Here is an 11,166-nt window from a genome sequence, read left to right on the forward strand (position 1 = left end):
TTCGTTGTGTGCTCCGAAAAGGGGAGCTTGTTAATTATCTGAAAAGCTTATCAAAGGCCGATGCCTTTGTTGTTATGTCGTGTGATGCAAATAGCGCATGGATAACCGCTATCATATCAGCTCCGTGCTCCAAAACGGATTGCGCATTGTCAAGATTGATGCCGCCTATCCCCACTTTTGGTAGCGGTATGGCTTTCGCCTGTTCAAAAATTGAGAGTTCCGCAGGAGGTGCATGCTGCTTGCTTAAGGAGCTAAAAAAACGACCAAACGCGATATAACTCGCGCCATCGGCCAATGCTTGCTCCGCCAGTGTCACAGAGTTGTGGCATGTGGCACCGATGATGGCGTCAGGCCCTAATGTTTGGCGCGCCGTCTTTATTGCATTATCTTCCTGGCCTAAATGTACGCCGTCTGCACTGACACGTTTGCAGATATCGATACGATCATTGATGATCAGTGGTCGCTGATAGTCTCTACAACAACTTGCCAACGACGCTGCCAGCCTTACGAGTTCCGCTTCGCTGGCTGTCTTATCCCGATATTGAATCACAGACGCACCCCCTTGCAGCGCCTGTTCAACGGCAGACACCAGTTTTTTTCCGGGAAGTAAGTCAGGGTCGGTGATGGCGTAGAGCCCGCGTAGTTGGCTTTTATTCATTCGGTTGGTGCCCGTTACGTTGATGTTTGTGCTGGTGCTGGTGCCAGTGTTGGTGTTGCAAGGCGTTGCGGAATCATCTGCCCCGATTTTAGGGCATAAGCATTTTTTACCGCGAAGGATACAAACGCTTGGGATTTTTCGATCGCGGTTTCAAGTTTACACCCCTGTGCCATATAAGCAGCGATAGCTGATGAAAAGGTGCAGCCAGTACCACGAAACTCTCCGTCGACGAGTTTAAGCGTCCAACTCTTTTGCCGAATTACTTGGTCTGCACGACTAAACAGTTGGTTTTCAAGGGTTTGCTCTGTCGTGTTCCTACTATGGCCGCCAGTCAAAAGAACCGATGTGCCAGACGCGGTCAGCTGATGTGCCGCTTGTTTGGGTGTTTCACATCCGGTCAAAGCCTTAAGTTCCGGTTCGTTAGGGGTAACCAGTGTGCAATGAGGGATGATTTTATTCAGTAAGACGGCTTGTAGTGAGCGATCACTAAGCTCTTTGCCCCCGCTAGCTCTTATAACTGGATCCAGAGTGATTGGGATCGATGGGGTTGTTTTGATTAGATTTTGAATAAAGTGCGCGATGAGTGTTGCGTTCTCTGCGTTGCCGAGAGCCCCTAGCTTGATTGCAGAAAAGTGAAAGTCTGCTGCTAATGCGAGCAACTGTTTCTCCAAGGTCTCTGGACTCACGGGCTGTGATTGGTAAAGTTTGCCTGAGTCCTGCACTGTCAGCGTTGAGACTACTGGCGTGCAATGGCAGTTCAGTGCAGACAGCGTTTGAATATCAGCCTGGATACCTGCGCCCCCGCTGGGGTCTAAGCCGGCAATAGCCAGTACGACGGGTAATGTTTGATTCATGTTGCTGCTCGTTATCTTAAAAAGGCTTCACGACCACGAGTATTACCACAGCGATCAGGATGAGCACCGGAAACTCATTAAACCAACGATAGAAAACGTGGCTGCGTGTGTTTTTATCGTCTCTGAATTGTTTGAGCAGGTAACCGGAATAAAAATGGTAAGCGACCAATAGGGCAACCAGAAATAGCTTGGCATGCAACCAGCCACTGGCTAGATAACCTTCAACATTGTAACTAATTAACCAAAAGCCTAATACCAATGTTGCGATCATCGAAGGAGTCGAAATACCCCGATAGAGCTTTCGCTCCATAATTTTGAATCGCTCTATACTGATTTTGTCACTGCTTGATGCGTGGTATACAAACAGGCGGGGCAGATAAAATAGCGCTGCAAACCAACAAATGACTGACACAATATGAAACGCTTTAACCCATAGCAAGATGCTGTCTCCTTTAATTTAGTAAGTGCAGTGTCTAGCAGTGTTTGATCGCGGTGTTGTTCTACTAGACGTCTGTTTTGCTTGCTGGTGAGGCATGATAGTGCATGTTCACCGTCTTTTGTATTGGTAGTAGTTTTCTATATCAGAACGGGTGATAATTCCCAGCACTGTTTTGATCATGGGAGCAGAGGTTCTCTCAACTAAAAGCGCCTCTGTTGAAGACTCCGTAAATTGATCCATTGCTTCCTGAAGCGTGGCCTGATAATACAATGGTGTAATATCTTTACGTTGGGCCGGAATTTCTAAAAGATCAATCATGATTTTTTCTGCGGCTGGTTCCGCTTCGGCCGTCTTGAACTGCTCATCATTTTCTTCCAGATATCTGGCGAGGTCTACCACTGGCAATGCTGATGTGGGCTTTTTGTCTTTATCAATGATAATCCACTTGGGCTCTTTCGCTAAAATCTCTTTGGCAAACTCCAGACTCACCAGCCTGGAACACCGGAATATATTGCGCTCCATAATGGAACCCACGCTCACTCTGCGCAACGCCTGAGTGACGGGTTCATTGTGATAATCCAGCCCTTGCGCTTTTAGTATGGTTAAAAAGACCGAGCGCTGACTAAATAGCTCGCTGGCAACCATGCTTGATACCGTGATGATCAGCATGCCGGGCAGAATGATGTTGGGGTTGTTAGTAAGCTCTAACAGTGCCATCAGCGCTGCAAGAGGAGCTTGCAGAACTGCGCCCATCATGGCTCCCATTCCGATCATTGCATAAAACCCGGTTGAAGATGCCGTTTCCGGGGCGAAAAACGCACCCAGCATCCCCATCGCCCCACCAGCCGTTGCGCCTATGAATAGCGTCGGCCCGACGATTCCACTCGGCATACCTAAACCAACAGCCGTTGCGGTAACCATTAGTTTCACCAGTGCCACCGTACAGAGTAAAGCCAATGACAGCTCACCCAGTATCGTCTGGTTCACTGTGTCATAGCCAATCCCCATAATTTGCGGGAATGATATTGCAGCGACCGCCGTTAACGCGCCAGCCGAAAGAATACGTAGAAAGATAGGGCGTGATTGAAAGCCCATGAAGTATTGCAGAATGCGTACAAAGGCTGCCGACAGCGTGCCCAGAACAATACCCATTGCGACCACGTAAGGCACATCCAGCAGTGATGCCATCTCCAATTGCGGAACAGTGAAGGCATAGCTACTGCCGTAAACTGACTGCGAGATCAGGGCTGCGGAGACGGAGGCCAGAATAACGGGGGTAAATCCTGCAATAGTATACTCCATCATAACGACTTCCATCGCAAAAATGACGCCCGCAATAGGTGTGTCAAACGATGCTGAAATCGCAGCCGCAGAACCACAACCAACGAGTGTACGGATGCTGTTATTGGGCAGCTTCATCTTTTGGCCCAATAGGCTTGCGCAAGCCGCCCCAAGGTGAACCGCCGGCCCTTCTCGACCAGCGGACTGGCCAGAACCAATGGTGATAAGTCCGGCAAAAAACTGCGTTAGTGCACTTTTGAACGTAATATAGCCTTGGTGATAACCCAAGCGTTCCATGACGTAGGCAACGCCAACTTTTCGCTGGCTAATCTGTAGCCGGTACCAGAAAAAACCAATGATGACAGCGCCTGAAAGTGGCAGGACGCCTCGAGTGACCCAATTGAGCGCTTCGAAATTTTCAGGGTTGTTATCCGGCAAAAAATAAGAGAGAGGCCACTCTATCGAATATCTGAAAATGAGTATAACCGCAGCAGCCAATGAGCCGGAAATTAAGCCTAAAAGAGCAAGCTGAGGAAGCGCGTCAGCCCCGGCCAGTTGCCTACGAAATAGCTGGATGTAAGCATCTTTTAGTCTGTTCCAGAGCATGCTAGCCTTAGTGGACATGATTTTGTGAGTGATTTCCGTTGTGAACTTGCGGTATTACGTGTTGGCCCGTGTTATAGATACTTTTGCACGACTACTGCGCTTACAAATACAGCGTTAAAAAATGACTCAAAATTGTGCGCTCTCCTGGGTCGACCGGGACTTATAGACCATAAACTGCGCTTTTTCGTCATGTTTTGCCTTGTCTTTGATTCGCTCATAACGTCGTGCAAAGGTCTCTTATAAAATTTTACGGCACTTCTTAATGAGAGCTATTCTGACACAACGGGACCTGAATCTTAAATAATTGATACTTTATCTTTTTAAAGGGCAAAGCAACAGGGACTGAACTTGCCGTATCATGATAAAATTACGTCCAATAGTTGAGTAATCGACGTAAACTATTAATACGCGGTGCTTAAGGTGAGGGCTGGCGGTATGCATACACTTAATTATGCTGCTTGTTTGATTGAGAGGTAAGCTCGCCAATGGCAGAGCAGCGCTACTGGGCAATTTTTTACGCATTTGGAGGCAGAATATTGTGATTAAGGTCGGAATCGTTGGAGGTACAGGATATACCGGGGTGGAGTTATTGCGTTTGTTGGCAATGCATCCTGATGTTGATCTACAGGTGATAACCTCGCGTTCAGAAGCGGGCACTCTGGTTTCCGACACATATCCAAATCTGAGAGGGCGCTTAGACCTCCCATTTACCGAACCCGATGTTAATAAACTGGCAGCATGTGACCTGGTTTTTTTCGCAACCCCTAATGGTGTGGCGATGAAGCAGGTACCCGAACTGCTGTCGAAAGGTGTTCGAGTGATTGACCTTGCGGCCGACTTCCGTATTTCTGATGTTGCAGTTTGGGAAAAGTGGTACGGTCAGAGTCATGCCTGCTCAGAATTGTTGAAGCAAGCGGTTTACGGGCTGCCTGAAATCAACAGGAGCGAAATAAAACATTGCCAGCTACTCGCTAATCCTGGGTGCTATCCAACCGCTGTTCAGCTGGGTTTTTTGCCGTTACTTGAAAATAATTTGATCGAAACCTCACATTTGATTGCTGATGCGAAATCTGGAATTAGTGGTGCCGGCCGAGGGGCTAATGTTGGGTCGTTGTTCAGTGAAACGTCCGGCAGTTTTAAAGCTTATGGCGCATCAGGTCACAGGCACTTACCAGAGATAAAGCAAGGCTTGAACGCCATGCAGGGTGGTGACGTTGGCCTCACTTTTGTACCTCATCTGTTACCGATGATAAGGGGCATCGAGGCGACGCTTTACGCCAGATTAACGCCTGACTCTCAGAAAGGTATGGCATTAGAGGATATTCAGGCACTGTTTGAAGCACGCTATAAAGATGAACCTTTCGTTGATGTTATGCCTCTGCGTTCACACCCTGAGACCAGAAGCGTTAAAGGCTCTAACATGTGCCGCATCGCCCTTCACCAGCAAGAAAATAGTGACACGATTATTGTCTTATCTGTAATTGATAATTTGGTCAAAGGTGCTGCTGGGCAAGCCGTTCAGAATATGAATATCATGTTTGGTTTACAGGAAACAGCGGGTATTGAGCATATTGCGCTAATGCCTTAGGGGCGGGCTGTGCAGCAATAACTTATAGGAATATTATGTCATTAAGGTCTAAGGAAAAACTAATTGTTGTACCCCATCGTCCGGGGCAGAGAGCAAAACAAACGCTGTTTTTTGTTCTCTCTTCTGTGGCTATAGCGGTTGTTGGGTTTGTGGCTGGTGAGTCCCGATTGTCTGCACAGAATACCGAGCTTGAGGCAGAAAGGGATAGCTTGCGTCAGGAGGTTAAGCGCCTCAGCGAAAGTGATATTCGTTATAGGCAGGAAATTGCAAACCTTGAGCGTGGCAGAGCAATTGATAGCCAGGCCAAGCAGTCCGTTAAGTCGACTATACGAGGGCTGGAAAAAGAGGTTAGCCAGTTGAAAGCTGACGTATCCTTTTATAAAAACATTTTGGCTCCTGCTGACAACACAAAAGGCCTACAAGTACAAAAGCTTGAAATTCTCAGCACCTCGGATCGAAAACGCTATGCTTATAAGGTGGTGTTGACGCAGGTCGCGAACAATAAGCGATATATACAGGGTGTTGTTGCGGTTAACTTTATCGGCTCAAAAGGGGGGAAAAAAGAAATCCTCCCGCTGCGCGATATCTCCGATGTTAAGGAACTGGGGATAAAATTCAAATTCAGATACTTTCAGGATATTGCTGGCGAGCTGATTCTTCCTGATGACTTCACGCCAGAAAAAGTTCAAATCGTAGCGCAGGCACGAGGTAAGAAGAATACCAGAGTAGAGCAGACATTTGATTGGAAGACTTAGGAGGTGATCGATTATGTGGGGTAATAAGAAAGCTAAAGGGCGTAAACCTGTCGCGGGACATTTTGATACCTTGATATCTAACAAAACTCAAATAGAAGGCGATTTGCACTTTTCTGGCGGGTTGCATATTGATGGTGTTGTGAAAGGTACTATACGGGCAGATGAAGGTGGTGAAGCCGTCATTCGTATCAGCGATGTGGGCGAGGTTGATGGTGATGTGATTGCCCCCCATATCATTGTGAATGGAACTGTTCATGGCGACGTATACTCGTCAAAGCATATTGAGCTGGCGGCCAATGCGTCTATCAAAGGAAACGTGTACTATCACCTGATAGAAATGGTGATGGGGGCTGAAGTGAATGGCAATCTGGTTCACCATAAAGAGCCCGTTCCGATCAGCGATATCAAGCCTCACTCGAACGAGAACCAGACTCAAACTGCCTTAAGTGATGCTGATGAGCAGACGCTTAACGAAGAGAGATTATCTGCAGGGTAATAAAATATTACGCGGCAATAATTGACTATTTTAGTCGGTTAATTGGATAATTGGCGGTCTAGGTTGTTTTCCGTTGGAGGAATTATGAGTGCTGTAGAGTCGCACATGCCTGATCCATTGGTGTTTACTGATGCGGCTGCGTCAAAAGTTAAAAGTTTGATAGAAGAAGAGGGGAATCCTGAGTTAAAGCTTCGAGTGTTTGTTACCGGTGGAGGTTGTTCAGGTTTCCAGTATGGCTTCACGTTTGATGAGGCTATGGCAGATGATGATACCGCAATAGAAAAAGAGGGTGTTTTGTTACTTGTCGACCCTATGAGTTATCAATACCTGGTTGGCGCAACGGTTGACTATAGTGAGGGGTTGCAGGGTTCTCAATTTGTAGTGAATAACCCAAATGCCTCAAGCACCTGTGGCTGCGGTTCTTCTTTCAGTATTTAGTACGGTACCCTCGATGTTTATTGAGGGTATTACTTCGGACTACCTTCCTAATTTAATTTCCCCAATATATGGCGCCAAGCACCCTTTCTTTACGGGCGCCCGTTACGCTCGTTAAGTTTCCGCTTAATCTATTCATTGTTCGATAGGCCAACCAGGCAAATGCCGTAGACTCAACAAGCTCGGGAGCAATGCCCAGAGAGCTGGTTGTTGATACATTTTTGCCGGGTAAAAGTGACTGTAAGCGATCAAGCATATAGCTATTATTGGCGCCGCCGCCGCAAATATAAATCTCGTGCGTATGCTGATCTCTAGTTCGTGTTGTATCGAGTGCTTTTAGGTCGTTGGCTATTGTTTGACATGTAAACTCAGTCAATGTGCACTGAATATCTGCTGGCGAAATATCAGAAAAGTTGGCCAGCTGGTGCTCTAGCCATTCCGGGTTAAAAAGCTCTCTTCCTGTACTTTTGGGCGGCGGGGTCGATAGATAGGGGGCTTTAAGTAATGCGCCTAATAAATCGTTGTTTACACTTCCTGAAGCTGCCCAATTACCATTTTGGTCGTACTTCTTACGTTGATGTTTGTGTATCCAATAATCAAGCAGTACGTTACCTGGGCCAGTATCAAAGCCTATTGTAGGTGTTTCAGGTGTTGAAATCAGGGTAATGTTGGCCATGCCGCCAATATTTACGATTGCTCTATTTTTAGTGCTGCATCCGAATACATGTTCATGAAATGCGGGCACTAGCGGTGCGCCTTGCCCTCCCGCTGCAATATCTCGTCGCCTAAAGTCAGCCACAGTTGTTATTCCGCTTTCTTCTGCAATGGTGTTTGGGTCAGCAATTTGTAGTGTAAATGCTTGCTTGCCGTGGGGAGAGTGGCGGATAGTCTGTCCGTGGCTGCCAATAGCAGATATATGGCTGGCCGGTATGTGTGCTTTATTGCAGACAGCTAAAGCGCACTTTGCAAAGATGTGCCCCAGCTCCCGGTCAAGTTCACAAGCGCGCTGTATCTCATTTTCTCCGCTGGAGCATAACGCAAGTATTGTTTCTTTGAGTGTTTGAGAGATTGGCGTGGAGTGCGTGGCGAGAATTTCAATTTTGTTAGAGATCTTAACAAGAACAGCATCGACGGCGTCGATGCTGGTGCCGGACATTAATCCAATATAAAGCCCTTCACTTGCTGAACTGGCCATTGCTAGTTAGCGGCCAGGCGGTAGCTCTGTGATAGGGTTTCAAGCTGCGATAGGTAGAGGTTGGTCTGTTTTCTAAAATCAGCCATTTCGCTCTTCTTGATAGGGTTTGCTTGAGGCAGCTTCACTTTTACTGAGTTCTTATGTACGCCGTTCACCTTAAATTCATAATGAAGGTGTGGGCCAGATGCGAGTCCGGTACTGCCAACATAACCAATGATCTGGCCCTGTTTAACACGGGAGCCGTTTCGTACACCGCGTGCATATTTGCTCATATGGGCATACAGCGTAGTGAATTTCTGGCCATGTTGAATAATAACGGCTTTACCGTAGCCCCCTTTTCTGCCTGCATGAACAACCTTGCCATCGCCAGTCGCTTTGATGGGGGTTCCTCTTCTGGCGGCATAATCTGTGCCTTTGTGCGCCCTGATTGTATGCAGAACAGGGTGCTTACGACGAAGATTAAAGTGTGATGATATTCGAGCAAAATCGATAGGCGATCTTAAAAAGGCCTTTCTCATGCTATGCCCTTCGGGAGTGAAATAGTTGCTGTCTCCCTTTTTGTCTGTATATAAAACGGCTTTTAGTTCGCGTCCTTGGTTGTTGAAGGTGGCAGCTATAATTTTGCCTTCACCAATTTTATTGCCATCAATATAAAGCTCCTCGTATACGAGATTAAACGAGTCGCCACTTCGAATATCGAGAATAAAATCGATATCCCAGCCGAAAATGTTTGCCAGCTCCATAATCAGGGACTGCTTCAGACCGGCCTTTTGTCCTGCAAGAAATAGCGAGCTGTCAATGGTCCCTTCTGCGTAGGCAAGTTGTATATCTGGCTTAACGAAGACCTCTTCGCTAGTGAATTTACCGTTCTCCTGACGGGATAGCACAAATGACTCTAGCTGGCTTCGTTGCAGTCTTATCTGCTTTAGTTTTTCGTCTTCATCTTTAAGAAATGCAATGGTCTCGCCCGGGTAGATGCTAGCAAGCGCTTTATTTGATTTGTGCCCGGCAATCACTTTGTACATGATTTTGTCATTGAGGCCCGCTTTCTTGAAAAGCGTTGATAAGGTGTCGCCCTTTTTGACTTTAAAATTATCCCACTGCTCGATAACTATGTCAGTTTCAACTGGAGTGGGAGTGACATCCTCTGGTGAAGTGCTAATTTCCTGATGTTGATTGTCTATATGTTGCTCGTCTATTTGAGAAGCGGCTGCAGAGGCTGTCTTGGAAAGGTCTTCATCAGCTACCTGCAATGGAATAGATATGCGGTTGGCTTCGACTTCACTACTGGGGCTTAGTAACAGCATGATGCTTAAAGCAAGGCTTAGGCCTCCCGCAGCAAAAAGATGCGCTTTTGGAAATTCTCGTGTCACGTTAATACCTTTTTTCTAGCACTTATTCGACATGTCTTGGCAATTTACATTAAGTATAGGTGATATATTGCTAATAGATCAAAGAAGAATAACAACGATTTTACGAATCGAAATTAAAATCTGTTATAATTGCCAGCTATTTCTTTTTTATAGGCTGTTCTCTATAAAGTGCCTAGTTTACGCTTATTAAGCGTAATATACGGCTATTAATGGTTAAAATGTTTAGCAATATTGTTGCTGCATGTATCGTATGGTGAAGGTTGATGTCCTCAGTAGAGCAAGTATTATCGGTAATTCGTCGTGGAGCAGATGAGATTCTCGTCGAAGAAGATTTAGTTAAGAAGCTGGAATCAGGTAAGAAGTTGAGAGTAAAAGCGGGTTTCGATCCAACAGCGCCTGACTTGCACTTGGGGCACACAGTGCTGATTAATAAGCTAAAACAGTTTCAGGATCTGGGTCATGACGTACTGTTTTTGATTGGCGACTTTACCGGTATGATTGGTGATCCAACAGGTAAGAGTGCTACTCGCCCTCCGCTAACTGAGGAGCAGGTAAAAAAGAATGCTGAGTCGTACAAGGAGCAAGTTTTTAAAATTCTTGATCCCGAGAAAACAACGGTAATGTTCAACTCCGAATGGATGAGGGGCATGTCAGCGTCCGATATGATTCGACTGGCTGGTCAGTACACCGTGGCGAGAATGCTAGAGCGTGATGACTTTAGTAAGCGGTTTAAGGGTGAGCAGTCTATAGCTATTCATGAGTTTTTGTACCCCTTGGTGCAGGGTTATGATTCGGTTGCCATGGAAGCTGATGTCGAGCTTGGAGGAACGGATCAGAAGTTTAACTTGCTGATGGGGCGTACATTACAGAAAAATGCGGGGCAGGATCCGCAAACTATTATCACAATGCCAATTCTTGAAGGGTTGGATGGTGTACAGAAGATGTCCAAGTCCCTCGGCAACTATATTGGGGTTTCCGATTCGCCTGGTGAAATGTATACCAAGATCCTCTCTATGCCTGACACGCTAATTTGGCGCTATTTTGAGTTGCTGAGCTTTAGGCCTATGGAAGAGGTTGACGGTCTTCGGCAAGAGGTGGAATCAGGGAGAAACCCTCAAGAGGTCAAACAGATCTTGGCAAAAGAGATTATAGGGCGCTTTCATGATGAGGAGGCTGCTGCATCGGCTCATAAATCGGCAGGCAATAAAATGGGCTTGGGTGAGATACCTGATGATGTGCCAGAGGTCGAGCTTGAATTGGATGGACAGCCTGAGATATGGGTAAACGAAATTCTCCGGCGAGCGGGGTTGGTTGTGAACGGCAAGGCGGCTAAAGATGCGTTGGGTCGAGGGGTTGTGTTCGCTGATGGTGAAAAAGTTGAGCCTGGGTTCAAGATGGTTTCTGGTGAAAGCAAGGTGATACAGGCAGGCAAGAAGAAGATCGCGCGTGTGACTGTTAAGTAGTGTGGTGGTTTTGTCTTGGTGTC

The 11,166-nt window shown here is 46.6% G+C and carries 11 protein-coding genes; 5 read left to right on the top strand and 6 right to left on the bottom strand.

Annotation, left to right across the window (positions count from 1 at the left end; all coding sequences use genetic code 11):
• Positions 1-34 precede the first annotated feature (34 nt).
• From thiE to MY523_RS20340, 4 genes are all read right to left on the bottom strand, one after another.
• Positions 35-658 (bottom strand): thiamine phosphate synthase, encoded by a 624-nt coding sequence (gene thiE, locus MY523_RS20325; RefSeq protein ID WP_250656505.1) that lies wholly within the window; start codon positions 656-658, stop codon positions 35-37.
• Between the two features lie 14 nt (positions 659-672).
• The gene (locus tag MY523_RS20330) at positions 673-1,512 is read right to left on the bottom strand and encodes a hydroxymethylpyrimidine/phosphomethylpyrimidine kinase (protein ID WP_250656506.1); all 840 of its coding nucleotides are present in this window, start codon (positions 1,510-1,512) and stop codon (positions 673-675) included.
• Between the two features lie 16 nt (positions 1,513-1,528).
• Complete coding sequence (hemJ, locus tag MY523_RS20335; RefSeq protein ID WP_250656507.1) at positions 1,529-1,951, bottom strand: protoporphyrinogen oxidase HemJ; 423 nt, start codon at positions 1,949-1,951, stop codon at positions 1,529-1,531.
• Positions 1,952-2,059: 108 nt separating this feature from the next.
• Complete coding sequence (locus MY523_RS20340; protein ID WP_250656508.1) at positions 2,060-3,838, bottom strand: chloride channel protein; 1,779 nt, start codon at positions 3,836-3,838, stop codon at positions 2,060-2,062.
• 538 nt (positions 3,839-4,376) lie between these two features.
• Here MY523_RS20340 and argC point away from each other — a divergent pair.
• The 4 genes from argC (at position 4,377) to erpA (ending at position 7,115) form a co-directional block, all read left to right on the top strand.
• Positions 4,377-5,426 (top strand): N-acetyl-gamma-glutamyl-phosphate reductase, encoded by a 1,050-nt coding sequence (gene argC / locus MY523_RS20345; RefSeq protein ID WP_250656509.1) that lies wholly within the window; start codon positions 4,377-4,379, stop codon positions 5,424-5,426.
• A 35-nt stretch (positions 5,427-5,461) separates the two neighbouring features.
• Positions 5,462-6,181 (top strand): DUF6776 family protein, encoded by a 720-nt coding sequence (locus tag MY523_RS20350; protein ID WP_250656510.1) that lies wholly within the window; start codon positions 5,462-5,464, stop codon positions 6,179-6,181.
• Positions 6,182-6,194: 13 nt separating this feature from the next.
• Positions 6,195-6,677: a bactofilin family protein gene (locus MY523_RS20355; protein ID WP_250656511.1), complete on the top strand. Its 483-nt coding sequence runs from the start codon at positions 6,195-6,197 to the stop codon at positions 6,675-6,677.
• Between the two features lie 105 nt (positions 6,678-6,782).
• A complete protein-coding gene (gene erpA, locus MY523_RS20360; RefSeq protein ID WP_250658857.1) occupies positions 6,783-7,115 on the top strand; it encodes an iron-sulfur cluster insertion protein ErpA in 333 nt (110 codons plus the stop codon).
• A gap of 52 nt (positions 7,116-7,167) precedes the next feature.
• Here the strand turns inward: erpA and MY523_RS20365 are convergent, their stop codons facing one another.
• Positions 7,168-8,307 carry an anhydro-N-acetylmuramic acid kinase gene (locus MY523_RS20365; RefSeq protein ID WP_250656512.1) on the bottom strand — a complete coding sequence of 380 codons (1,140 nt, stop codon included), beginning with the start codon at positions 8,305-8,307 and terminating at the stop codon, positions 7,168-7,170.
• Positions 8,308-8,309: 2 nt separating this feature from the next.
• A complete protein-coding gene (locus tag MY523_RS20370; protein WP_250656513.1) occupies positions 8,310-9,680 on the bottom strand; it encodes an OapA family protein in 1,371 nt (456 codons plus the stop codon).
• Positions 9,681-9,943: 263 nt separating this feature from the next.
• Between MY523_RS20370 and tyrS the strand changes: the two genes are divergently transcribed.
• A complete protein-coding gene (gene tyrS / locus MY523_RS20375; RefSeq protein ID WP_250656514.1) occupies positions 9,944-11,143 on the top strand; it encodes a tyrosine--tRNA ligase in 1,200 nt (399 codons plus the stop codon).
• Positions 11,144-11,166 lie beyond the last annotated feature (23 nt).

It is taken from the genome of Alkalimarinus coralli (genome assembly GCF_023650515.1).
Lineage (GTDB): Bacteria > Pseudomonadota > Gammaproteobacteria > Pseudomonadales > Oleiphilaceae > Alkalimarinus > Alkalimarinus coralli.